Genomic DNA, 25,681 nt, shown 5'->3' on the forward strand with positions numbered 1-25,681 from the left:
CTACTAAATAATCCTTTTAATAAAACTTATAAAATGTTACTATTTAAATATCTTTAACTTATACAAGGAGGATTTATCCATGAAAAAAAGAATATTTCCGTTTACCATAATATTTTTTATTTTACAGCTTTTTATTTTTGCTAGTAACCAACCAAATCTACAAGTATCTAAAAATCTGATTTCTGGAACACTTGATAACGGGTTGCAGTACTATATATTTAAAAATAAAAAACCTGAAAATAGAGCTTCTTTAAATCTTGTTGTAAAAGCTGGTTCTCTTTACGAAGAAGAAGACCAACAAGGATTGGCACATTTTTTAGAACATATGGCTTTTAATGGTACCACAGAGTATAAAAAAAATGAGCTTGTTACATATCTCCAATCTTTAGGCTTAAGTTTTGGTGGAGATTTAAATGCGTATACTAGCTTTTCTGAGACAGTTTTTAAACTTCAAGTTCCTACCTCTAAATCTGATTTAGAAACTGGTTTTAATGTCCTTAAAGAGTGGGCATCAGAAGTAACTCTCGATCCAAAAGATGTTGAAAGTGAAAAAAATATAATTATTGAAGAGTGGCGATTAAGACAAGGAATTTCTCAAAGAGTTGGAGATTTACAAAAGAAAATTTTATATGGCGATTCTTGGTATTCTAAAAGATTTCCTATAGGTTTTCCTGAAACTATAAAAGGCGCAACTTCTAAAAAACTTAGAGATTATTACGATAAATGGTACCAACCAGAAAATATGGCTGTTATTGCTGTTGGAGATTTTAACCCTGAAGACATCAAACACCTTATTACTAGTAATTTTGCATCATTAAAAAATAAAACAAACATTATCAATACAAATTATGAAATATCTTTACCACTTGAGGATTCTGTTACTATTTTTACTGATCCTGAACTAACTACAACTAATTTTAATTTAATGTGGAAAGAACCTATATCTACTATTGATACTATGGCTTCATTTAAGAATAATTTAGAAAAAATCTTACTCAATTCTATTTTAAATACTAGATTTTCTATTTTATCTAAAGATAAAGATTCACCTTTTGTATATTCTTCTATTTATAATTTCCCCCTTAATAAAAATACTGGAATTTATGCAATTTCAGCTCTTATAAAAGATGAGGATATAAATAAATCTATAACAGATATAATTGACAATTTAAAAAATATTTCATTAAATGGGGTTTCATCTCAAGAGTTAGAAAATGAGAAAATAAATCTTTTAAATAATCTAAAGACTATTGTTAATAATAAAGAAAGTATCAAAAATGATGTCTACACAGATTCTATTGTCGATTATATTTTAAATAATAATATTTTTATAGAACCTGATGCTGAGTATGAATTAACTGAAAATGTTTTAAAAAATATAACTGTTGATGACTTAAAAAATATTGCTAGCAGTCTTACATTTTTAAATTACGATGTATTAATAACTTCTAGAGAAAATATGAAGGATAAACTGCCTAAAACAAATGAAATTAAATCTTTAATCGACTTACTTTTAACAAAAAATACAACCTCTATTAAAGAAAAGTCTTTTAAAACTGAACTACCAGAGTTAAATTTAGTACCTGGTGTTTCTAAAATTATTACAAAAGAAAAAGATTATACAAAACTACTTCTTTCAAACGGAATAGAAGTTCTTTATAAAGAAACTAACTTCGATAAAGATAAGATAACTTTTAAATTAACTAAATTACAAGGCAGCTCTAGTCTAGAATATCCAGAATATATTAACTCACTTTTCCTTCCAGAAATTCTTTCTACTTCTGGAGTAGGAGATATTAACTATAGCTCTTTAGAGTTATATTTCAAAGGGAAAAATTTTAGTGTTGAACCATTTATTGATGATTATACCCAAGGATTTACAATATCCACAAATAAAGAGAACCTTCCTGAAGCATTAAAGTTTTTTAGAACGCTTCTCTCTAATCCAAAATTTGATGAAAATATTATTGAATCAAATTTAAAAACAAATAGAGAGTTAATAAAAAATAGAGATTTTTCTCCTAAAGCTTTATTTAAAAAAACATATCTAGAAACTTTAAACAATAACCACCCAAGAAAAGTTCCTTTAGAAATAGATGATCTTTCTTATGTAAGAAAAGAATCTCTTTTAAATACATTTGAACATTTATTTAGTAATTTTAAAAATTATAAACTAGTTGTTACAGGTTCCATTGACGAACAAACTTTAATTAAAAATTTAGATTATTACTTCGCTAATCTTCCTGTAAACACTAATCAATTAGAATACAAAAACTTAAATGTAGTTTATCCTACTGAGTCTGTTAAAAAAACTATTATTAAAGGAATTGATAAAAAAGCTACAGTTATTTTAACTTTCCCTTATCAAAGTAATTTTTCATTAGAAAATAGAGTTTTATATGGAGCTTTTTCTAATTTACTAAATATACTCCTTATTGAAGATGTTAGAGAAAAAATTGGAGGTGTTTATTCTATTTCCTCATATTCTAACCTTGAAAAATTAAATTTTGGAGAAAATTATCTTCAAATTATGTTTAGTACAGATACAAAAAGAGTTGATGAAGTTATATCTAAAGTTAAAAATACTATTGCAAATATACAAAAAGGAACTTTTCCAGAAAATAAAATTTTAGATATTCAAAAGAACTATAAACTAAATTTTGAAACTGCATTAAATACCAATAGTTTTTGGAATAATTACCTGGAGAAAAAAAATTTAATATCTGACTATGAATTTTATACTCCTATGAGGTATAATAAGACAGTAAACTATAACTCTATTATAAATTTTTCTAATAGAGCACTAAACATAAAAAACTGTGTAGAAGTTATTCTTTTACCAGAAAAGGAGGAATAAAATGCCACATTTAAAATTTAGAGGTATTGATAAAAAAAGTTTAATTGAAAATAGTAAAGAATTAATTGATGGACTTACTTCAATTGTAGAATGTGATAGAACTTGGTTTACTATTGAGCATACTGAAACTGAGTATATTTTTGATGGAGCTATCGTTCCTGGTTACACTTTTGTTGATGTTGCTTGGTTTGATAGAGGACAAGAAACTAAAAATCTTGTTGCAGATTTCATCACAAAATTTTGTAAAAAACTAACAAACAATAACGACACTACTGTTATCTTCTATCCCCTTGAAGGTTCAAATTATTATGACAATGGGGAACATTTTTAATTTTTATGAAAGCTAATATAGCTCTTATAGGCTTTATGGGAAGTGGGAAAACTACTATTGGTAGAATTCTGGCCAGAAACCTTGATATGAAATTCATAGACATTGATCGTTGTATATCTATGAAAGAAAAACGAACTATTCCTGAAATATTTGAAGAGCATGGAGAAAAATATTTTAGAGATTTAGAAAGATCTATTATTGAAGAAGAATCTAAAGACAACAATATAGTTATCTCTACTGGTGGTGGAGCAATTATCGATAATGTTAATATTAAAAATCTAAAATCTACTTCTTTTGTAGTTTATTTAGATTGTGATGTTAATACCATTTACGAAAGAGTAAAAAGAAGTAAAACTAGACCACTTCTTACAAACTCAGAAGACATGCTACAAACAATACAAGAGTTGTACGATAAAAGACAACCACTGTATAAAATATCTTCTGATTTTTCAATTAAAATAGATTCAAACACAAATATTTATGATAGTGTTGAAAAAATAAAAAATGCTTATATATTAAGCTAAGGGGGTTTTTCTATGAACAATTTATACGGTAAGACTATTTTTATTACTGGAGCAACAAAAGGTATTGGAAGAAGTTGTGCTTTAGCCTATGCAGAAAAGGGTGCAAACCTAATTTTAACTGCTAGAAGTTCCGATTTACTTGATTCTTTAAAAGAAGAATTGATTAGAAAATATGGTATAAGAGTTCATACTTTGGTTATTGATGTGCGTAATAGTAAGGATGTTGAAGATAAAGTTAAATCTTTACCTGAGTCTTTTAAAAAAATCGACGTTTTAATCAATAACGCTGGATTAGCTTTAGGTCTAGACAAAGTTTATCTAGCTTCTCCTACAGATATCGACACTGTTATTGATACTAATATTAAGGGAATGCTTTATATTACAAGTGCTGTAGTTCCTTTAATGTTAAAAAATAACTCTGGACACGTTGTTAATATCGGTTCTATCGCTGGGGATGCTGCTTATGCAGGTGGAGCAATTTATTGTGCTTCTAAAGCTGCTGTTAAAACTTTTTCTGATGGTTTAAGAGTTGATTTAGTTGATTCAAACATTAGAGTTACTAATGTTAAACCTGGTTTAGTTGAAACAGAATTTAGTAAGGTTAGATTTAAAGGAGATATTGAAAAAGCTAATAATACATATAAAGGTATTGATGCTTTAACTCCAGATGATGTAGCAAATGTTGTAATTTATGCTACTGGCCTTCCTGAAAATATACAATTGACAGAGATTGCAATGACACCTAATCATCAAGCTGATGGAAGAACTGTTCATAGAAAAAAGTAAAAAAATTAAGGAGTAGAAATTAACTTTCTACTCCTTTTTAATTAATCATTCATGTATAACTTTTTATATATTAATGGTAAAAATAATGCTCCTGATAAAAAGTTTCCAATTGTAACAGCTAAAAAATGAACTGCCATTTCACTTGGTGAATATACTGTAGACATAAGTATTTTTCCTATACTCACATAATACATATTAGCAACTACGTGTTGGAATCCTCCTAATATGAACAACATTATTGGAAACCAAATAGCTAATATTTTTCCTGCTAAATCTTTTGCAGCTAAAGCAAACCAAACACCAATAGCAACTAATATGTTACATAAAAATCCACTTGCTACTGCTTCTGTAAATGTAAGATGAACTTTGTGTTCTGCAACTCCAACTACATATTTAGAAAATTCTGGTGATGAATAATTTCCTGCTAAGTAAGACATATACGCTATAAATATTGATCCTAAAAAATTCCCTATCCATACTGCACATAAATTTCTTGTATATGTTGTCTTTTCTACCTTTCCCTTAGTAAAAGCCAATAACCCTAGACAATCTCCTGTGAATAATGACCCTCCTACTAATACAACAAGCATCAATCCTGTTGGGAAAACAGCAGCTCCTACAAATTTTCCAGCTCCTCCACCTATAGTAAAGTTAGCTATTAAATTTCCTAAAGCTGAAAGAGCTATGTACACTCCTCCCATAAATCCTAGTAAAGTAGTTTTAGTAAATGAGTAATGCCCCTTATTCTCTCCTAAAAGAAGAACTTGCTCTGTTGTTTCTTTGTTTGTTAAATAAACCTTCACTTTTTCCCTCCTGATTTTTTTCATATAGTTTGGAATTATACACCCTTTATCCTTTTTTTTCAAGATAATATTAAAAAAACTCAATCAAAATATGATTGAGTTCTATTTTAATATATTAAGTATATACAAACAAGCTATTTAATTTTTTATAACTTTTCCAATTAAAAATGCAACTATTGCTGGAATAATCCATGCAAATCCTAAATTTGATAAAGGTATAAACGATAAATCTACTTTTAAAACCTCTAAAATACTTATAATTAAAGTAATTATCGTTGCAAAGGCAAAACAATTTTTATTTTCAACACCAAAAATATTTAAAATAATTAATACAATAGTAACTGGATAAAGAACCACTAAAACTGGAACAGCCAAACTTATAATGTAATCTAAACCTGCTACAGCTAATATTGCTGAAAATGCACACGTTAGAACAGCTACTTTTTTATACGATACATTAGTCAGCTTTGAAAACCAATCACTTACTAGTGCTGTTAGTCCTACAGAGGTTGTTAAGCATGCTGCAGCTACACAAATACCAAATGCCATTTTTCCTGAGCTTCCCAATGTTAATTCAGCTAACATTAATGCTGTTTGAGCTGTGGATAGATTTTGCATGCTACTAATTTGAGCTCCTAGATAAATTAAACTAAAATATATTAGTCCTAGTCCTAATGCTGCTATAAATCCTGCTCCAGTTAAAAATACTTTTTGTTCTTTAGAATCTGTAACACCTTTTCCTTCTAATCCCTTTACTATTATCACACCAAATAGAACTGAAGCTAATGCATCCATTGTTTGATAACCATTTATAAATCCGTATGAAAATTGACTTCCTTCAACTACGCTTGCCACAGGTTCTCCAATTGGATTTAAAATCCCAATTACTGTTATTAAAGCTAAAATTACTAATATAATCGGCGTTAGAAATTTTCCTAAAACATCTGTCACTTTAGACTCATTTAAAACTAAAAATAGTGTTGTCCCAAAAAATATAACAGAACAAGCTATTGCAGCTATTGCAGGATCTACTCCACCTATTAGTGGTAATACTCCCATTTCAAAAGTAGTTGATCCTGTTCTAGGAATTGCAAACAATGGTCCAATCACTAAAATCAATGTTGTTAAATATGCTGTATTAAATTTTTTAGAAATTTTACTTGCAAACTCATCTAAACCTCCACCTTTTGTAAATGCAAGAATTCCAAGTAGTGGTAATCCAACTCCAGTTATAAAAAAACCTATTCCTGCTATAAACCAACTTTGTCCAACTGCTACCCCAAGAGATGGCGGAAATAACAAGTTCCCCGCTCCAAAAAACATTGAAAATAATGCTAACCCTAAAACTAAAATCTCTTTCCTTTTATTCATTTTTCTCCTCCCCGTATAAAATAAATATTATTAAAAAGGCAACCTGTTTATAAAAGATTGCCTTTATTTTGATAATTAATTTTAATTTTTGTAAATAATAACACTTTTTTTTTACTTTTTCAAGTTTTTTAAATTTTTTCATCATCATAAATTTTATATGCTTGTAAAAAAGAACTTCTTAATTCATCTCTTAATTTTTGTGGTTCTATTATTGTGACCTCTTTTAGAAAAGAAGCAAAATAAAATTTCGCATTTTCTAAAGTCATTTCAAATTGATAAACATTTTCATCTTTTTTTATAAGTTTAGGTTTATAGTTAGTAAAACTTTTTAGCATACTCTCTCCTATTGGAGTGAAAATAGCTTTTATTAATAATCTCTCTCCTAAAAATGGATCGAAATTTTTTCTCATATTTTCGATATACTTCTTATCCCTAATTTGAATTTTTTCATTTAAAACACCTAAAATGACAACATCTTTTAATTTTATACTTCTATAAATTTTATTCTCATCATCGTAAGCAAATATAAAATTTTCATCTCCTTGATCCTCTCTTTTTATAAAATATGGAGATATTGTTAAATTATCCTCCATATAAAGTATTCTCATTTTTGATTTATTTTTTATAGCTTCTAAAACTACTTTATAAGTTTCTTGAAATATAAATATTTCTCGTTGATACTTAAATTGTGATGAATACACTTCAAAAAGATCTCTAAAAAACTCAGCTTCTATCTCTACGCCGTTAGCTTTTAATATATCATAATATATCCCTTTATTAGCCACATTCAAATCAAATTGTATAACTTTTTTTAAGGGCCTTCCTTGAGGTTCTATAAAATTTTCAATGTCAAACTTTTTAGTATATTTAAATTTATCTAAAATAAAATTACATAATTTATTATTATTTATTCCAAACTCTTCTGAATCTTTTTTTAAAAGTCTCCAAATATCTTCCGAAACTGTAACTCTTACTTTTTTCATATTTCAGTTCCCCCATAACTTTACATAATTTATGGGTTTATTTTAGCACATCCCTTTAATTTTTGCTCGTATTTTTCCAAATACATAATACTTTCGTTTATTAATGGAGCTATCGCCACGATATTGATTATAGTCATCAATCCTAATCCAAAATCTGCTAAAGACCACACAAAATAATTTTGCTCAATTCCTCCAACATAAACCATCCACACAACTATCAATTTATACCCTATATTTAGTTTAGGATTCTCACTGATAAATTGTAATGCATTTCTTCCATAAAAAGTAACTCCTAGTATTGTACTAAAAGAAAAGAAAAATAATATTATTACTGTAAATGGTATCCCTATCCAACCAATATGACTTTTTAAAGCTTCTTGGAATAATACCATACCATTTAATTCACTTAAACCAGAATCATTTGCTAATAGAATAACAAAAGCTGTAGCACTACAAATAACTAGTGTATCAACAAAAACACTTAACGATTGGACCATTCCTTGTTTAACAGGTTCATCTACATCTGCTAAGGCTGCTGCATAGTTTCCATTACCACTTCCCGCCTCATTAGAAAACAATCCCCTTCTTACCCCTTGTATAATTGCTCCACCTAAAGCTCCTCCTGCAAATTGATCTATTCCAAAAGCTGCCGAAAATATTTTTCCAAAGACCGTCGGAATTTCTGTTATATTAGTTAAAAGAACATATAGTACAACTGCTAAATATATAAAAGCCATCACAGGAACAATTTTATTTAATGCTATCACTATTCTATCTTTTCTTCCATTACCAAAAATTGTTATCGCAACTAATAATGCCAGTATTATTGAAATTATTGTTGAATTTACTTTATAAGCTCCAACCACCGATTCCGTTACAGAGTTTGCCATAACTTGAATAACTCCCATATAACATATCACTGAGGCTCCTGCATAAACTATTCCTAACCATCTCTTTTTTAATCTATTTTTTATAACCCACGGTGTTCCACCTTTATAATTTCCATTAGAATCTTTTTCTCTATAAACTACAGATAAAATCGATTCAACAAATGCTGTTGAAGCCCCTAGTAGTGCTACTATCCACATCCAAAACAATGCCCCTGGTCCTCCTACAGATATAGCTGCTACAACTCCAGCTATATTTCCTGCTCCAACTCTACAAGCTGTCCCTAAATAAAAAGCTTCTAAAGAACTTATTTTTTCTCCATTTATTTTTTCACCTTTCAGAGTTTTTATTATTTCTCCAAATAATCTAATTTGCATGAACTTAGTTTTATAACTTGCGTATAGTGCCATTCCAATCAACATTACCACAAGTACATTCTTTTCCCATAAAATTGTATTAGTTCCATCTATTATAGATTTTAACATTTCCATGATGACTCCTCCTTAATTAATGTTTAATATTTTCTAAAATAATCCTACCATTTATTCCCCTTCCTTAGTAGATAACAATTTTTTTATTTTTTTGTTCGTATTTTTGGAAAGTAAACCTATTATTTTTAAAGGGTTCTTGTACTTTATCATAAACTTTATTGTTCTATATACCATTTTTTTAGTACATCAATACCTTTTTTTCATTATTTTATCCTTGCTTTTTTTCTGATTTTTTGGTACAATTTTTCTAATTATTTAAACACACACTTTTTTTTATTACAACAATACTAATTTTTTGGAGGTTACAATGAATAAAAAGAAAGAAATTTTAATTTTAGGTTTCGCTCTATTCTCTATGTTTTTTGGAGCAGGAAACTTACTATTTCCACCTTCTGTTGGAGTAGCAGTGGGAAAAGATTGGTTTGAAGCTGGTCTAGGATTTTTTCTAACTGGAATTGGGCTACCACTACTTGGAATTCTTGCGTTCACAAAAGTTGGAAGTCTAGACGAATTTGCAAATAAAGTTTCAAATAAATTTAATACAATCTACTCTACTATATTAATACTGGTTATAGGTCCTCTGTTTGCTATACCTAGAACAGGATCAACTACTTTTGAAATGGGAGTTTTACCTTTATTCCCTAATTCAAACCCTACTATTATCGCAGTATTAACATCTATTATTTTCTTTGGAGTAACTCTATTCTTAGTTTTAAATGAATCAAGTATAACTGATATTCTAGGTAAGTTTTTAACACCTATTATCCTATTAATTCTTTCATTAATAACTATTTTAGGAGTAACTAGTGATTTAGGAACACCTGTTGACTCTATTATAATTGGAAATCCTTTCTCTTATGGATTTGTGAGTGGTTATCAAACAATGGACGCTTTAGCTTCTGTTCTATTTGGAGTTATAATTATTAGAGGACTTGAAGGAAAAGGAGTAACTGATACAAATGAACAAAAATCTTTTTTAAGTAATGCTGGATTTATTGCCGCTATTGGTCTTGGGTTTATCTATTTAAGTTTAATTTACCTAGGAGCACAAATTAGTAGTATAAAAGGTCTTACAACTGCTCAAACAACCTTAACTTTAGCAGAGATGACTCTTGGAAATATTGGAAAAATAGCTTTTGGAATTTGTGTAGCTGCAGCTTGTTTAACAACTTCTGTGGGATTAGTTGCTTTAGCTAGTGAGTGGTTTTCAAAACTATTTAAAATATCTTATAAAAAAATAGCTCTTGGGATTTGTATTTTCTCAACAGTACTTTCTGTTGCAGGATTAGATTATATAATTAGTTTATCTGTTCCTGTATTAGTAGTACTTTATCCTATTACTATTGTTCTTATTTTATTAAATATTTTTGGTGTTAAAAATCACTTTACTTTTAAATCTGCTGTCACAGTGACTTTAATAATCAGTATTGCTGAAATGTTAAAAGTAGATTTACGTTTTATTCCTCTTGCTAATCATGGTTTCCCTTGGGTTATCCCAGCTTTAATCGCTTTTGGAATATCTTTTATCTTTAAAACTGAAAAACTAACTTTAAAAAAGAGTGCATAAAAAAAAGGAGCTTAGCTCCTTTTTTATTTAAACATTAATTCTATAACTGAGAAAAATCCTATCGCCCACATTATTGGTTTTACATGTGTAACTTTCCCACCAAATAGACACACTAATATATAAGAAATAAATCCAAAAGAAATTCCAATTGATATACTATAAGTTAGTGGCATCATTATTATTATTAAGAAACATGGTATTGCAACTTCTATATTATGAAAATCTATATCTAATAAATTTTTAAACATATAAACTCCTACAAGTATAAGAGCTGGTGCTGTAGCAAATGCTGGTACAACTCCTATTATTGGAGAAAAGAATAATGAGATTGCAAATAATACTGCTGTTGTTAAAGCTGTTAATCCAGTTCTTCCACCAACTGCAATCCCTGAGGCTGATTCCACAAATGTTGTAGTAGTTGATGTACCTAAAAGAGAACCTATTACTGTTGCTATTGCATCAGCTTCCAATATTTTACTAACATTTTTTATCTTACCCTTTTCATCTATCATTTCAGCTTCATGAGCACAAGCCATTATCGTTCCTAAAGAATCAAATAAATCAACAAACATAAATGAAAAAATTGATCCTAAAAACATTGGCTTGATAGCTCCTAAAACATCAAGTTTTAAAGCTATTGGTGCTGGACTTGGAGGCATTGATATTATTTGCGATGGCAGCTGAACTGCACCAAAAATAATTCCTAAAACTGTCGTTGCCACAATCCCTATTAAAATTCCACCTTTAACTTTTTTCATCTCTAAGAATCCCATAATTGCAAAACCAACTAACCCTAAAACAACATTTAAGTTGAACTTCCCTAAAGCTACTACTGTTGCTGGATTACTTACAATCAATCCCATTCCTTGCATCCCTATAAATGCTATAAATAAACCTATTCCTGCTCCTACAGCTAATCTTATTTCAGCTGGTATAGCATCTATTATTTTCTCTCTCAATCCTGAAAATGTCAGAGCTAAAAAGATAACTCCAGAGATAAATACTACTCCTAAAGCTTCCTCCCATGTTGCTCCATTTCCTAAAACAAGTGTAAAAGTAAAAAATGCATTTAATCCCATTCCTGGTGCCATAGCTAATGGTGCATTTACCCAAAATGCCGTTATAGCTGTTCCTATTGCTGATGCTAAACATGTTACTGTTATTAATGCACCTTTATCCATTCCTGTCATTGATAATATTGATGGATTAACAAATATAATATATGCCATTGTTAAAAACGTTGTAACCCCTGCTATTATCTCCTGCTTTACTGTTGTTCCATGCTCTTTTAATTGAAATAATTTTTCCATATTCCCCTCCTAGATTTATTTTACTATTTTATAATAATTACCGACTAAAATAAAAAAGACCTGCAAAAACAGGTCAAAAAACTTAATAAAAATACTAAGTTGTGACCCATAGAAAGCTGTTTAAGGTAGCTTGTAGAAACTCTCCGCCGTATTCGGAGTATATATGGTTCAAATAAAATATAATCTTTACCTCAATATTAAAGATTTCTTCCAATTTTGTCAAGTTTTATTTATTTTTGCTTTTTGTAAAGAAAAAAACTATAATGTATTAAAATAAATATACTGGGAGGTAATATAATTTATGAAAAAATCTTTTGCTAGTGATAACTATAGTGGTGTTCATCAGAAAATTTTAGAAAAAATAGTTGAAGTTAACAATGGTCATGTTTCTGCTTACGGAGCAGATGAAATCACTCAAGAAGCTACTAAATGCTTCAAAGATATTTTTGGAGATGTAGAAGTATTTTTTGTATTTAATGGTACTGGAGCTAACGTATTAGCCCTAGAGGGAATGAAAAACAAAGCATCTGCTGTTATAACTCCCGAGAGTGCCCACATTGTACAAGATGAAACTGGAGCTCCCAGTAAGATAACTGGTATGCAACTTCTAACTGTTCCTAGTACAGATGGAAAACTTGATTTAGAATCAGCTAGAAAATGGTTAACTTTTAAAAATAACTTTCATAAGCCAAAAGCTGAAATTATTTCAATTAGTCAAACTACTGAATATGGAACTGTTTATACATTAGATGAGATTAAAGCTATCTCTAATTTTGCTAAAGAAAATAGTATGTTTTTACATATGGATGGAGCAAGAATTTCTAATGCTGCTGTCGCTTTGGGTTGTTCTTTTAAAGATATGACTGGAGATTTAGGAGTTGATGTCTTATCTTTTGGTGGGACTAAAAATGGCTTGATGTTTGGTGAAGCCCTGATATTTTTTAACAAAGAATTAGCTAAGGATTTTTCTTGGATAAGAAAACAAAATCTCCAATTATATTCAAAGATGAGATTTATGTCTGCCCAGTTTATTCCATATATTAAAAATAATATTTGGTTTGAATGTGCTAAAAATGCAAATGATATTGCTCAATATCTAAAATTAGAATTAGAAAAAATTGAAATAACTGTGACAAAAGAAGTTTTAGCTAATGCTGTTTTTGCCATTTTACCTAAAGAAATAATTTCTGAACTTCAAGAGTCTTTTTACTTCTATATATGGAATGAAAACATTGATGAAGTAAGACTTGTTACATCTTTTGACAGCACAAAAAAGGATGTTGATAATTTTATTAAAAAAATAAAAGAATTACTAGGAAAATAAATAAATCTTATGATATAATTTATTTATAGTACATAGATTTTTCTTTTATTCTTTGTATGCTTTTTTTTAAAAATATTATTGATTTAATGAACTAAATGTGAAATAATATTACATATATTTCGCATTTTATTTGAAAGGAGATTTGACTATGGGATTATTTGATTTCTTTAAAAAGAAAAAAGAGGATGAATGGTTTAATATCTATTCACCATTAAACGGAAAAGTTATTCCTTTAAGCGAAATACCAGATGACGCTTTTTCTCAAAAAATGATTGGGGATGGATGTGGAATTGATCCTGCTGAGGGAGTAATCTGCTCACCTGTTGCTGGTGAAATTGATATTTTCGCTACTAACCACGCTGTTAGTTTTGAAGTTCCTAACGGACTTGAGTTAATAGTTCACTTTGGAATTGACACAGTAAAACTAAACGGAGATGGATTCACTAGAATCGCTGAACCTGGATCAACTGTAGAGGTTAAAGATGAGCTTATTAAATATGATTTAGCTTACATTAAAGAAAATGCTAAATCAACAAAAACTCCTGTTATTATTGCTAACATGGACCAAGTTGAAGCGCTTGAAGTAGTTGCTTCTGGAGATGTTAAAATAGGAGACCTTTTAATGAGAGTTAAAATCAAAAAGTAGTTTTTTAAGAAGGTGCCTCTTTACTATTTAGGAAAGGATGGTACCTTTCTTTATTAATAAAAAGCATACACGGAAATTTAAGGAGGAAAAATGAAAGTACTAGATTTAGATTTAGTTACTAATGAAGTTGCTAGACTTTGTATTGAGGCTAACTACTTTATTGGCAGTGACGTTTTAAACAAAATTAAAGAATGCCAAAAAACAGAAACTAGTGAGTTGGGGAAGGTTATTTTAAGTCAAATTATTGAGAATGATGAGATTGCTGCAAAGGACAATGTTCCTATGTGCCAAGATACTGGACTTGTTGTGGTTTTCTTAGAAATTGGAACTGAAGTTAAAATCAATGGAGATATCTACTCAGCTGTTAATGCTGGAGTTGCTAAGGGATACAAAGATGGATATTTAAGAAAATCTGTTATTAGACACCCTCTAGATAGAGTTAATACACAAGATAACACTCCTGCTGTTATCCATACTAAACTTGTACCTGGTTCTGATAAAGTTAAAATTATTGTGGCCCCTAAAGGTGGAGGGTCTGAGAATATGAGTACATTAAAAATGTTCAAACCTGCTGATGGAGTAGAGGGTATTAAAAAGTTTGTTGTTGATAGTATTAAAAATGCTGGTGGAAACCCTTGTCCTCCTATAGTAGTTGGTGTTGGAATCGGTGGAAACTTCGAAAGATGTGCTGAATTAGCTAAAGAAGCTCTTCTAAGAGAGATTGAAGATGTTAATCCTGATCCAATTGCTGCTGCTTTAGAAGCTGAACTTTTAAAATTAATAAATGATACTAATGTTGGTCCTCAAGGTCTTGGTGGAAAAACTACCGCTCTTGCTGTTAAAGTTGAAACTCAAGCATGTCACTTTGCATCTTTACCAGTTGCTGTTAACTTAAATTGCCATGCTGCTAGACACAAGGAGGTAACATTATGATTAAATTAACTACTCCATTAAGAGATGAAGATATTAAAAAACTAAAATCTGGTGATGCTGTTTCTATAACTGGTGTTATCTACACTGCTAGAGATGCTGCACACGCTAGATTAGTTAAACTTTTAGAAGAGGGTAAAGAATTACCTTTTGATGTAAAAGGACAAATTATTTATTATGCTGGTCCTTCTCCTGCTAAACCTGGGCAACCTATTGGAAGTTGTGGTCCTACTACTAGTTATAGAATGGATTCTTACTCTCCTGCTATCTTAGACCAGGGTTTAAAAGGAATGATTGGAAAAGGGGCAAGAGATCAAAAAGTTAAAGATTCTATCCTTAAAAATGGAGCTATCTATTTTGCAGCTGTGGGTGGAGCTGCTGCTTTAATTGCTAAGTCTGTAAAAAGCAGTGAAATTATTGCTTATGAGGATTTAGGTGCTGAAGCAATTAGAAGACTGGAAGTTATTGATTTCCCAGCAATTGTTATCAATGATTGTGAAGGAAATGATTTATACGAAATAGCTAGAAATAGCTCAAAATAAATTTAATTAAAGGGGTAATATATTATGTCTACAGTTTTTGAAAAATCTTTAAAGCTACACGAGACTCATTCAGGAAAAATTGAAGTTGTGTCAAAAGTTGCTGTTACAAATAAAGAGGAGTTAAGTTTAGCTTATTCTCCTGGAGTTGCTGCTCCTTGTTTGGCAATAAAAGAAAATGTTGAGAATGTATATAAATATACATCTAAAGGAAATATGGTTGCTGTTGTTACTGACGGTTCTGCTGTACTAGGTTTAGGAAACATTGGTCCTGAAGCTGCTCTCCCTGTTATGGAAGGAAAAGCTATTCTTTTTAAGCAATTTGCAGATGTTGACGCTTTTCCTATCTGCTTAGATACACAAGATACTGAAGAGATTATTAAGGCTGTTAAATTAATCGCACCTGGATTTGGTGGTATAAATTTAGAAGATATTTCTGCTCCTAGATGTGTAGAAATTGAAACAAGATTAAAAAATGAACTTGATATTCCTGTTTTTCATGATGATCAACACGGTACAGCTATTGTTGTTGTAGCTGCTCTTATCAATTCATTTAAATTAGTTAACAAATCTTTTGAATCTGCTAAATTTATTGTTAGTGGTGCAGGAGCTGCTGGTAGTTCAATCATCAAACTTCTTATCAAAATGGGAGCAAAAAATATTGTTGTTAATGATATTGATGGTATTATCAATAGAGATGATAAAGCTAACTATAATTTCTTAAAGTCAGAAATTGCTGATATTACAAATCCTGAAAATATTAAAGGTGGACTTAAAGAAGCTGTTGTTGGAAGAGATGTTTTTATAGGAGTTTCTGCTGCCAATATTTTGTCAGTTGATATGGTTAAAACTATGAACAAAGATGCTATTGTTTTTGCTATGGCTAATCCTAATCCTGAAATTATGCCTGAAGATGCTATTGCAGGAGGGGCAAAAATTGTAGGGACTGGTAGATCTGACTATCCAAACCAAGTTAATAATGTTTTAGCTTTTCCTGGAATATTCAGAGGAGCTCTAGATGCAAAAGCAAAAAAAATAACTGAAGAGATGAAAGTTGCTGCAGCTGTTGGAATTGCCAAATTAATTCAGGACGATGAAATAACACCTGAGTATGTTATCCCTAATGCCTTTGACCCAAGAGTAGCTACTGTTGTTGCTGAAGAGGTTAAAAGAATTGCTAAAGAACAAAACATTACAAGATAGTAAAAAAAGGTAGCTTATAGAGCTACCTTTTTTATTTATTCTCATTATTTTCTGTGTCATTCCCAGATTTTTTTTCTTCTTTTATTACTAAAAGTTGGTCTATTTTAAAGTTATCTACATCCACTACTTCAAAACTATAGCCATTAAACTCTATATGTGCACCTTTTTTAGGAATACTTTTCAACATATACATTATAAATCCAGCTATTGTTTCATAGCTATCCTCTTCTGGAAAAGCTTCTATTTCTAAAACTTTTTTTACGTCCTCCGTCGCTGTAACTCCATCTATTAACCAAGAGCCATCTCCCCTTTTTATTATGTACTCCTCTTGCATTGGATAAACTACATCTCCCATTAAAGTAGATACAACATCATTTAAAGTTATAACTCCTACAACATGAGCATACTCATTTAATATTACAGCAAAATCTTCTCTAGCTTCATTAAATCTATCTAACATCTCCGAAAGAGTAAGCGTATTAGGAATAATCAAGATATTTCTATTTGTTATCTCTTTTATATTCTGTAATCCACTTAATTCACCTTTTAAAATTCTAGGTAAGATATCTTTCGAACCAACATATCCATATATTGAATCTATATCACTTTCACAAACTAAAAATTTGGAGTGCGGATACTCTGCTATCTTTTGTTTTATACTTTCCTCTGTTTCCTCTAAGGTAAAATATACTATCTCATCTCTTGTTGTCATTGCTGATGATACCCATCTCTGCTCTAATTCAAATACATTTTCAATCAAGTGATGCTCTTTTGTATGGACTACCCCTGCTTCTGCTCCTGCATCTACCAATGCAAAAATATCATCATGAGTTATCAACTCATTTCTTGAATTTGGTGTATTGAAAACTTTAAAAACTAAATTGGCTACTCCACTAAATATAAACACAATTGGTGTTAAAATCTTTATTGTTAAAGTCATTGGATTCACTAAAGTAAGTGCTATTTTTTCTGGATAAACCATTGCTAGCCTTTTTGGTATTAAATCTGCAAATTCAATAAAACAACCTGTTACAAATATAAACGACATTAAAAATGCTATTGTTGGATTCTCTATATATTTATTTATAATTGGTGATAGTATTCCATCTCCAATTATACCTGCTAATATAGCTACAATATTTAATCCAATCTGTACAGTTGTAAAAAAATTTCCTGGATTACTCTGAAGATCAATTACTTTTTTTGCATTTTCATTTCCTTCATCTACTAACAACTGTAATTTAATTTTTCTTGATCCAGCCAAAGATATCTCTGCCATAGAGAAAAATGCACTTATCAAAATTAAAAAAAGAATAAACATTAATTTTTCTGCTATTCCCATACTATCTCTCCTTTAAATGTGGTTTCTGCTACTCCTACCATAAATACTTCATCCCCTTGTAATTTAATTTTTAGTACTCCACCCTCTGTTTCTACAACTACTTCATTATCAACTAATCCTAATAAATTAGAAATATAAACTCCCGAACACGATCCTGTTCCACAAGCTAATGTTCTTCCTGCTCCTCTTTCCCATGTTTTTATTTTTATTCTATCTTTATCTAAAATTTGAATAAAATTCACATTTATATTTTTAGGGAATAGTTCATTTTTTTCAATCTTTGCTCCCAGAGTGTTTACATCAATACTCTCTAAATCTTCGCTTATTATTACTGCATGTGGAACTCCAATTAATACAGCTGAAAAAACTACATCTTCTCCATCAATATTTATTTTTTCATTTATAACTTTATTTTTTTCTATTAATACTGGAATCTCTTTTGAGTCTAATCTTGCTTTACCCATAGATATCATTATTGATTCTACTTTATTTTTATCATCTATAGTTAAATAAGCTATTTTTATTCCATCACCTGTCTCTATTTTTATTTCGCTCTTTTTTACAATTTCCTCTTCATAAATAAATTTAGAGAAACATCTAATTCCATTTCCACACATCTCACCTTTTGAACCATCTGAATTATAGTAAACCATCTTTATATCTGCTTTTTGACTCTCCTCAGCAATCATTATACCATCTCCTCCAACTCCGTAACGTCTATTACAAAGTTTTTTGGCCATCTTTGAATAATTTTCATATTTATTTTTTACTCCATTAAACAGTAAAAAATCATTACCAGCTCCTTGCATTTTATTAAATTTCAAATTAATCACCTCATTAGCATAACTTTCTATCACATTATATTTTACCCTATCCTTTCATTTAACGCAACCCCCTTCACTTTTGTTTGATTCAACTTTACTTTTCATAGGTTTTATGTTAATATTCCCAAGTAATACAATATGTCATCAAGGAGATTTTTATGAGCAGAAAAAGAGAAATCAAAAATCATGTCGAACTTCTCCAAAAAGGAAATAGGGGTCTGTATGGTCTATCTCTTCTTGTAGGTGTTATTACTGGAATTATCGTATCTGTATATAGGTATGGTTTACAAGTTGCTGGTAATCTTAGAGAACACTATATTAGTAGGGAACTTCTTACGAATCCCTCTAAACTTCTTTTAATATGGGGAATTTTTATCTTTATAGGTCTTTTTGTAGATTATTTATCTAGAAAATTTCCTACAACAGGTGGAAGCGGTATTCCACAAGTTAAAGCTTTAATTTTAAGAAAACTAGATTATATCTTTTGGGTAAAAGAACTTTTAGTTAAGTTCTTTGGCGGTTTACTTGGTATTGGAGCTGGACTATCACTAGGTAGAGAGGGTCCTTCTGTACAATTGGGATCGTATATTGGATATGGATTTACCAAACTTTTCAAAAAAAATTATAGTGATGAAAAATATCTTGTGACAGCTGGGTCAAGTGCTGGTTTAGCAGGAGCCTTTGGAGCACCGCTAGCAGGAGTTATATTCAGTATTGAGGAACTTCATCGTTTCTTTTCTTCAAAACTTATTATATGTACATTCTTAGCAAGTATTTCTTCAAATTTTGTGGCTAGAAGAATATTTGGAATGGATCCATCTTTTAATTTAAATATTAAATATCCTACAGATATTAATCCATATTTACAATTTTTATTTTTTATAGTTTTTGGAATTGTCATTGCATTTTTCGGAAAACTTTTTACAGTTACGCTAATTAAAACACAAGATATTTTTAAAGGAATTAAACTTCCTAGAGCTATAAAAATATCATCTGTTATGACATTATCATTTATTATATGTTTTGTTATGCCTGATATAACTGGCGGTGGACATCACTTAGTTGAAGAATTACCACACCTTAATCAAACAATACTATTTCTTTTGTTAGTTTTTGTTGCTAAGCTATTGTTCACAACAATATCATATGCAACTGGATTTCAAGGGGGTATATTCTTACCAATGCTTGTTTTAGGTGCTATCCTTGGAAAAATTTACGCACTAATGCTTATAACAACTTTTAATCTTCACAGTGATTTTGTTATTCATTATATGATTTTAGGAATGGCTGGATTTTTTGTTGCTGTTGTTAGAGCTCCTATTACTGGAGTTATCTTAATTTTAGAAATGACTGGTAGCTTTGACCATCTTTTAGCAATTGCAACAGTTTCTATAGTAGCATACTATATTACAGATATTCTAAAATTAGAACCTATTTATGAGATTTTATATGAAAGAATGCCTAAGAAAAAAATTAAAGATGATTTAGAAGAGGATCGTCATGAGCATCATGAAAAAACTCTAATTTGTATCCCCGTTTCTGCAGAATCTGAATTCGATGGGAAATTAATAAAAGACATTGTTTGGCCTAAAAATACTCTTGTTGTTGCTATCAGGAGAGGAGAAACTGAGTATATTCCTAAAGGGAGTAGTAAAATTCTTGCTGGTGACGTTTTAGTTCTTTTACTTCCAGAAAAACAAGCTGATAAATTAAATGAAACTCTATTCAAAATAGGAACATCTCACTAATTTTTTCAGGAAATTATTGACATTTTTTTAAAATGATTATACTATTAAATGACACATGTATTTTATAGGAGGATCTATATGAATAGAATAGAAGGAAAAATTGCTTTAGTTACTGGAAGTGCTAGAGGAATTGGAAGAACTATAGTTGAGAAGTTAGCTTCTGAAGGTGCTGAATTAGTTATATCATGTGATATGGGTGAAGCTACTTTTGAACAAGCTAATGTTAGACATGAAATTTTAAATGTAACTGATAGAGATGCAATTAAAGAATTAGTAAAAAAAATAAAAGATGAATTTGGTAGAATTGATATTCTTGTTAACAATGCTGGTATTACTAAAGACGCACCATTTGTAAGAATGAGTGAAGATGCTTGGGATGCTGTAATTAATGTTAACTTAAAAGGAGTTTTCAATATGACTCAAGCTGTTGCTCCTTTAATGACTAAAAACAAAAAAGGATCAATTGTTACTATATCATCTGTTGTAGGTTTATATGGAAATATTGGTCAAGCTAACTACGCTGCTACTAAAGGTGGAGTTATTGCAATGACTAAAACTTGGTCTAAAGAATTAGCTAGAAAAGGGGCTCAAGTTAGAGCTAACTGTGTTGCTCCTGGATTTATTTCTACTCCAATGACTGACGTTTTACCAGAAGATGTTATCAATGGAATGCTTGAAAGAACAACTTTAGGAAAATTAGGAATGCCTGAAGATATTGCTAACGCTGTATTATTTTTAGCAAGTGATGAGTCTTCATATATTACTGGACAAACAATTGAAGTTAGTGGTGGATTAGCACTATAATCAAAACAAATTATTTAAAGGCAGGAAATTTATTTCTTGCCTTTAATATTTTAGGAGGATTTTATGAAAAACAAAATGCTAGTTTTTATATCTAGTATTTTAATATTTTTAACTATACTTTTTTTTGGAAAAAATATATATTTTAAAAATATTATCACAAAACAACTTTCCACTTCTTTTAAACAAGAAGTAACTATTAAAAAGGCTAATTTTAGTTTTTTTAATAACTCTTTTGAATTAAAAAATTTATCCCTAATTGAATATAACATTTCAATTGAAAAGGTTGAATGTGAAATGGATTTCAAAGCATTTTTTAAATCTAAAAATAACTTTACTATCAATAATCTAAATCTTATTGGAATTAGCTTTAATAATAATCTAATATCGCCACCCTCTACTGATATAAATAATTCAAATGAAAAAACCATCGAATTTCTTAAAGAAATTGATGATAAAATACAATTTGATAAAAATTTATCTAAGTTCTTTAGCTCTAGTTTTAATAAAGATAATTTTTCTAAAACTCTATCTAATAATTTAATAAATTTTTTAATTCAAAACACTGATTATATTGATGTAATTATACAAAAAGAGATCAATATACAATTTAAAGAACAAGTTAATAATTTTTCTAAAAAAACAAAGGATATTCTATTAAAAATAAAAAATAATAATAGTTTAAAAAATAATAAAAACATTTTTATCGAAAATATCTCTTTTTCTGGAACAATTTCAAAAATAGATTTTAATGGTTCTTTTAAAGATTTTAATACTGATTTATCTAAAAATATATCTTTGCCTTTGAATATATTCTTATCACACGAAAATGGAAACGGTAAAGTTTATGGAGATATTAATACAAATACTTTAGTTGCTAATATCTACGTTAGTCTTTCTAATTTTGGTGTTCATTCTTTCTATAAAGTAAACAACTATATTTCAAATGGTATTTTATCTAGTGAACAATTAATATCTATTTCTGGAGAAACTCTTAAAATTGATGGAACAACTATTATTGATAATATTGAATTAAATAAAGACTTTATTTTAAGCTCTCCTAAATTAGATGATATTAAAAAAAATATTCTTGAAGAACTTATAAAATTAACTGAAAGTAACTATCATACTCTGTCTATTACTAATCATTTTTCTAATAATGTTGATATTGTTACAATCAAAACTTCAATTCCAAATGAAGTTAAGAGAACTTTAATAAATAACCGAGAACTTTTTAATACTTTTTTAGAAAATCAATTAAAAAACAAATATGAAAATAATCTTAAAGAAAAAAAGAATAGAATCAAAAACTTCTTTAAAAATATTTTCTAATTTTTTTACTTGTATTTTTATTTATTTAATGATATAATTACATATGTCACAAGTGTGGTGACAGGAGCCTTATGGCGTATTATTATCGAACCGTGTCAGATCTGGAAGGAAGCAGCACTAAGGTATTTAATGCGGGTATAAGATTACTCCTGTTATCCCTTGTGGCATTTTTATTTTTTGAAATTTTTCTATTAAACAAAAAAGGTTGAAGATATAATCTTCAACCTTATTTTTATTACTTTTTAATTCTCTCTACATATTCGTTAGATCTTGTATCAATCTTGATCCACTCATCTTGCTCAACGAATAAAGGTACTTGAATTTCAAATCCAGTATTTATTTTAGCTGGTTTCATTACTTTTCCAGAAGTATCTCCTCTTAATCCAGGCTCAGTATAAGTTACTTGTCTCTCAACGAAAGTTGGTAACTCAACAGCAACTGGAGTTGATTCGTAGTAAACTACCTCTAATTCCATTGACTCTTCTAAATAGTTTAAAGCGTCTCCTAAATCCTCATCTTTTAACTCGATTTGATCCCAAGTCTCAGGATTTGAGAATACATAGAAATCTCCATCGTTATATGAGTAAACAGCTTTAACTTTATCAAGTCTGATATCGTCCATTTTATCGTCAGCTTTATATATAGCATCTGATATATTTCCGTTTAATAAGTTTTTCATTTTGTACTTCATTACAGCAGCGTTTCTTCCTGATTTGTTATACTCTGCTTTTAAAATTACGTAAGGATCGTTTCCAATCTTTACTGTACTTCCAGCTCTTAATTCTTGAGCAGTTTTCATAATTGAACCTCCTAATATTTTAAAATAAATTCATTTAATTTATCTATAAGATTACATTTTAATTCAATGTACTCTGAATAGCTTTGAGAAAGTTTTGAAATATTTTCAAACTCTTTAAAAAAATCATCAAATTTTTCACTTCCCAATTCTAAAGAGTTACTATCTCTTAAATTATAATCTCTTAATAGCTTTGTGTGAATATCTAATTCTTTATTTAATCCTAAACTTTTTAAAGTTTCATCATATCTTTTTATAAAACCATCAATCTTGTCCATGTGAGCCATTTCATCTTGTAAATATATATGCCATACAAATGGTTTTCCCGTTAGTAAAGCTCTTACAAAAGAATCCTCTCCTCTAACAAAATTATAATCTGCTAAATTTATTAGTTCTTCATATTCCTCTTGTTCTAAAAATGGCATAAATTTAATTAAAATATTTTTATATTTATAAATTCCTTCACTTGAATAAGTGAGATTTAAATTTTCAATTATCTTATTTATACTCATTTGGGCTTTTTCACCAAGTATTAACAAGCAATTTTCCTTACCATTTTCTAATAAGACATCTATTAATGGTAAAAAGTTTTTTTCATAACTAAATATAGTTCCTAAAAAATAACTTTCATCTATTTCAGGTATATATTTCTCTAAATAAAACTTTTTATTTTCTAAAACACTTTTTTTTCTATTTAAAAATAACTTATCCACTATTACTCCGCCACTTTTTTCTGTAAATCCTGGCATAAAGAAAAATTTCTTTAATTTTTCAGCTCCAAGAGGCGACTCCATAAGGTGTATCCCTTCTATCCAGTCTTCCCCAGACAAATACTCCAGATTTATTAATAGTGATGATTCCAGCTTAGCTTTTTCCAAATACGTCTCTAAAATGTTACATCCAAAGGCCTCTATTATAACATTTGCAGGAGAAAATGTACATATATTTTTAGCTAAATATTCATTTGTCATATAAATAATTCCATCTATCTCTTGATAGTCTGTATCTTTTGCTTTTTTATTCATATTTACAAATTCATTTACTCTATTTAAAATAACTCTTATTTTAACATTACCATTATAAAAAGTTTTTAACTCTTTTGCAAGTCTGTATACTACTCCAATGTCTCCAAAATTATCGATAATTTCACAAAATATATCTAAACTTTTTATAACCATTATTTCACCATTTTTCCTGTTCTTTTATAATACTCTTTTTTAGCAAACTCTACCCAATTAGGTCTTGCTATCATTCCTCTACCTATTGCTACAAGATCTAACATTCCACTTTCTATCAATGCACTAGCCTGCTCTTCACTTTTAATATTTCTTACACCTATTACTGGAATACTCACATGCTTTTTTATTTCAACTCCTAAATAAACCACCCAATCAAATGGAAAGTTTTCGGGAATATCTATTTTTATTTCTTGTTTTTTTTCTGGATTTGGAACTCCTGAAGATACGTGTATTAAATCAATTCCTATAGTTTCTAAATATTTTGCTATTGCTATTCCATCTTCTAATTCAGGTTCATTTCCACCCATTCTATAACCTAGTATAAAGTTATCATCAAATAAATCCTTTGTTCTTTCAACTAAAGTTTTTGTAAAATACATTCTTTTTTCAAAAGACCCTCCATATTTATCCTCTCTAATATTCCACAATCTAGAGTTTAATTGAGATATCAAGTATGTATGAGCTCCATGTATTTCGACTCCATCAAATCCAGCTTTTTTAGCTCTTTTAAATGCTTCTACAAATTGATCTAAAATTTTATCTAAAACTTCTTCTGAAACTCTTGCCACTGCATCTTTAAATCCTGCATGATGAATTTGAATTAGCATTGGAACGTCATATTTTTTACCGATATCTGCTACTTTTGACAATCCCTCAATAAAAGAGTCATCCCATATTCCTATCTGATTATCTCTTAATTTTCCATCCTCTGCTACACAACTAGCTTCAACAATAATTAATCCTGTTCCACCTTCTGCCACGTCTTTATACCACTCTAAAAGACCCTCAGTTACATATCCATCTTTTCCTACCATAGAAAACCTAACTAGTGGTGGTAAAACAACTCTATTTTTTAACCTCTTATTTTTTATATCCAAAGGAGTAAATAAATTCACCTTTTTCCTCTCTTTCTTATACAAATTTTATAGAATATTCTAACATAATTTTTAAAAAAAAGAAAATATATTATATTTCCTATTCTTAAAATTCATGATATAATATTTAAGATATGTGTTCAAAATTTAAATTTATATTATAAATATTTAG

At 29.2% G+C, this 25,681-nt stretch carries 23 protein-coding genes, 1 other RNA gene and 1 riboswitch; of the genes, 14 read left to right on the forward strand and 10 right to left on the reverse strand.

Annotated elements, in window-relative coordinates; genetic code table 11:
• Positions 1-79: 79 nt before the first annotated feature.
• The 4 genes from ACRC8M_RS03280 to ACRC8M_RS03295 are packed head-to-tail and all read left to right on the forward strand — an operon-like array spanning position 80 to position 4,498.
• The gene (locus ACRC8M_RS03280) at positions 80-2,857 is read left to right on the forward strand and encodes a M16 family metallopeptidase (RefSeq protein ID WP_438527840.1); all 2,778 of its coding nucleotides are present in this window, start codon (positions 80-82) and stop codon (positions 2,855-2,857) included.
• A gap of 1 nt (position 2,858) precedes the next feature.
• A complete protein-coding gene (locus tag ACRC8M_RS03285) occupies positions 2,859-3,188 on the forward strand; it encodes a DUF1904 domain-containing protein (RefSeq protein WP_438527841.1) in 330 nt (109 codons plus the stop codon).
• 5 nt (positions 3,189-3,193) lie between these two features.
• Positions 3,194-3,712 (forward strand): shikimate kinase, encoded by a 519-nt coding sequence (locus ACRC8M_RS03290; RefSeq protein ID WP_438527842.1) that lies wholly within the window; start codon positions 3,194-3,196, stop codon positions 3,710-3,712.
• Positions 3,713-3,724: 12 nt separating this feature from the next.
• On the forward strand, positions 3,725-4,498 hold the full coding sequence (locus ACRC8M_RS03295) for an SDR family NAD(P)-dependent oxidoreductase (RefSeq protein ID WP_438527843.1): 774 nt from the start codon (positions 3,725-3,727) through the stop codon (positions 4,496-4,498).
• Between the two features lie 41 nt (positions 4,499-4,539).
• Here the strand turns inward: ACRC8M_RS03295 and ACRC8M_RS03300 are convergent, their stop codons facing one another.
• The 4 genes from ACRC8M_RS03300 to ACRC8M_RS03315 all read right to left on the reverse strand — a co-directional run bounded on the left by ACRC8M_RS03300 (position 4,540) and on the right by ACRC8M_RS03315 (position 9,034).
• Entirely contained in the window at positions 4,540-5,301 is a 762-nt protein-coding gene (locus tag ACRC8M_RS03300; protein ID WP_438527844.1) for a formate/nitrite transporter family protein, read from the reverse strand.
• A 138-nt stretch (positions 5,302-5,439) separates the two neighbouring features.
• Positions 5,440-6,672, reverse strand: coding sequence for a branched-chain amino acid transport system II carrier protein (gene brnQ / locus ACRC8M_RS03305; protein WP_438527845.1), 1,233 nt, complete (start codon positions 6,670-6,672; stop codon positions 5,440-5,442).
• A gap of 128 nt (positions 6,673-6,800) precedes the next feature.
• A complete protein-coding gene (locus tag ACRC8M_RS03310) occupies positions 6,801-7,655 on the reverse strand; it encodes a WYL domain-containing protein (RefSeq protein ID WP_438527846.1) in 855 nt (284 codons plus the stop codon).
• Between the two features lie 29 nt (positions 7,656-7,684).
• Complete coding sequence (locus ACRC8M_RS03315; protein WP_438527847.1) at positions 7,685-9,034, reverse strand: alanine/glycine:cation symporter family protein; 1,350 nt, start codon at positions 9,032-9,034, stop codon at positions 7,685-7,687.
• A 307-nt stretch (positions 9,035-9,341) separates the two neighbouring features.
• On the opposite strand from ACRC8M_RS03315, the gene brnQ (ACRC8M_RS03320) reads away from it, so the two are divergent.
• Positions 9,342-10,601 (forward strand): branched-chain amino acid transport system II carrier protein, encoded by a 1,260-nt coding sequence (gene brnQ / locus ACRC8M_RS03320; protein WP_438527848.1) that lies wholly within the window; start codon positions 9,342-9,344, stop codon positions 10,599-10,601.
• A gap of 23 nt (positions 10,602-10,624) precedes the next feature.
• Here brnQ (ACRC8M_RS03320) and ACRC8M_RS03325 read toward each other — a convergent pair whose 3' ends face one another.
• Positions 10,625-11,911 (reverse strand): NCS2 family permease, encoded by a 1,287-nt coding sequence (locus ACRC8M_RS03325; protein ID WP_438527849.1) that lies wholly within the window; start codon positions 11,909-11,911, stop codon positions 10,625-10,627.
• Positions 11,912-12,000: 89 nt separating this feature from the next.
• Positions 12,001-12,098: riboswitch (purine riboswitch) on the reverse strand.
• 114 nt (positions 12,099-12,212) lie between these two features.
• On the opposite strand from ACRC8M_RS03325, the gene ACRC8M_RS03330 reads away from it, so the two are divergent.
• From ACRC8M_RS03330 to ACRC8M_RS03350, 5 genes are all read left to right on the forward strand, one after another.
• Positions 12,213-13,235, forward strand: coding sequence for a threonine aldolase family protein (locus tag ACRC8M_RS03330; RefSeq protein WP_438527850.1), 1,023 nt, complete (start codon positions 12,213-12,215; stop codon positions 13,233-13,235).
• Positions 13,236-13,383: 148 nt separating this feature from the next.
• Positions 13,384-13,881 carry a PTS sugar transporter subunit IIA gene (locus ACRC8M_RS03335; RefSeq protein ID WP_438527851.1) on the forward strand — a complete coding sequence of 166 codons (498 nt, stop codon included), beginning with the start codon at positions 13,384-13,386 and terminating at the stop codon, positions 13,879-13,881.
• Positions 13,882-13,971: 90 nt separating this feature from the next.
• The gene (locus ACRC8M_RS03340; protein WP_023051823.1) at positions 13,972-14,814 is read left to right on the forward strand and encodes a fumarate hydratase; all 843 of its coding nucleotides are present in this window, start codon (positions 13,972-13,974) and stop codon (positions 14,812-14,814) included.
• Positions 14,811-15,353, forward strand: coding sequence for a Fe-S-containing hydro-lyase (locus tag ACRC8M_RS03345; protein ID WP_438527852.1), 543 nt, complete (start codon positions 14,811-14,813; stop codon positions 15,351-15,353). Before ACRC8M_RS03340 ends, ACRC8M_RS03345 begins: the two co-directional genes overlap by 4 nt.
• A gap of 24 nt (positions 15,354-15,377) precedes the next feature.
• Positions 15,378-16,553 (forward strand): NAD(P)-dependent malic enzyme, encoded by a 1,176-nt coding sequence (locus ACRC8M_RS03350; RefSeq protein WP_438527853.1) that lies wholly within the window; start codon positions 15,378-15,380, stop codon positions 16,551-16,553.
• Between the two features lie 31 nt (positions 16,554-16,584).
• Here ACRC8M_RS03350 and ACRC8M_RS03355 read toward each other — a convergent pair whose 3' ends face one another.
• Together ACRC8M_RS03355 and dapF are read right to left on the reverse strand one after the other, a co-directional pair.
• Positions 16,585-17,895 carry a hemolysin family protein gene (locus tag ACRC8M_RS03355; RefSeq protein ID WP_438527854.1) on the reverse strand — a complete coding sequence of 437 codons (1,311 nt, stop codon included), beginning with the start codon at positions 17,893-17,895 and terminating at the stop codon, positions 16,585-16,587.
• Complete coding sequence (gene dapF, locus ACRC8M_RS03360; RefSeq protein ID WP_438527855.1) at positions 17,886-18,719, reverse strand: diaminopimelate epimerase; 834 nt, start codon at positions 18,717-18,719, stop codon at positions 17,886-17,888. Before dapF ends, ACRC8M_RS03355 begins: the two co-directional genes overlap by 10 nt.
• Before the next feature lie 158 nt (positions 18,720-18,877).
• Here dapF and ACRC8M_RS03365 point away from each other — a divergent pair, with 158 nt between their 5' ends.
• The 4 genes from ACRC8M_RS03365 (at position 18,878) to ffs (ending at position 22,758) form a co-directional block, all read left to right on the forward strand.
• Positions 18,878-20,467, forward strand: a complete 1,590-nt coding sequence (locus ACRC8M_RS03365; RefSeq protein WP_438527856.1) for a chloride channel protein — start codon at positions 18,878-18,880, stop codon at positions 20,465-20,467.
• A gap of 78 nt (positions 20,468-20,545) precedes the next feature.
• Entirely contained in the window at positions 20,546-21,271 is a 726-nt protein-coding gene (gene fabG / locus ACRC8M_RS03370; protein ID WP_438527857.1) for a 3-oxoacyl-[acyl-carrier-protein] reductase, read from the forward strand.
• 63 nt (positions 21,272-21,334) lie between these two features.
• Positions 21,335-22,600, forward strand: a complete 1,266-nt coding sequence (locus ACRC8M_RS03375) for a hypothetical protein (protein ID WP_438527858.1) — start codon at positions 21,335-21,337, stop codon at positions 22,598-22,600.
• A gap of 58 nt (positions 22,601-22,658) precedes the next feature.
• Positions 22,659-22,758: signal recognition particle sRNA small type (gene ffs / locus ACRC8M_RS03380), an RNA gene on the forward strand.
• Positions 22,759-22,835: 77 nt separating this feature from the next.
• On the opposite strand, the gene efp is transcribed toward ffs, so the two are convergent.
• Genes efp through ACRC8M_RS03395 form a run of 3 tightly spaced genes read right to left on the reverse strand, consistent with a single transcriptional unit; the run spans position 22,836 to position 25,530 of the window.
• Positions 22,836-23,399, reverse strand: a complete 564-nt coding sequence (gene efp / locus ACRC8M_RS03385) for an elongation factor P (RefSeq protein WP_256690964.1) — start codon at positions 23,397-23,399, stop codon at positions 22,836-22,838.
• A gap of 11 nt (positions 23,400-23,410) precedes the next feature.
• A complete protein-coding gene (gene earP, locus ACRC8M_RS03390) occupies positions 23,411-24,574 on the reverse strand; it encodes an elongation factor P maturation arginine rhamnosyltransferase EarP (RefSeq protein WP_438527859.1) in 1,164 nt (387 codons plus the stop codon).
• Positions 24,574-25,530 carry an NADH:flavin oxidoreductase gene (locus tag ACRC8M_RS03395; RefSeq protein ID WP_438527860.1) on the reverse strand — a complete coding sequence of 319 codons (957 nt, stop codon included), beginning with the start codon at positions 25,528-25,530 and terminating at the stop codon, positions 24,574-24,576. The genes earP and ACRC8M_RS03395 overlap by 1 nt, the downstream gene beginning before the upstream one ends.
• Positions 25,531-25,681: the final 151 nt, after the last annotated feature.

The sequence above is a fragment of the Cetobacterium sp. genome (assembly GCF_051653945.1).
Lineage (GTDB): Bacteria > Fusobacteriota > Fusobacteriia > Fusobacteriales > Fusobacteriaceae > Cetobacterium_A.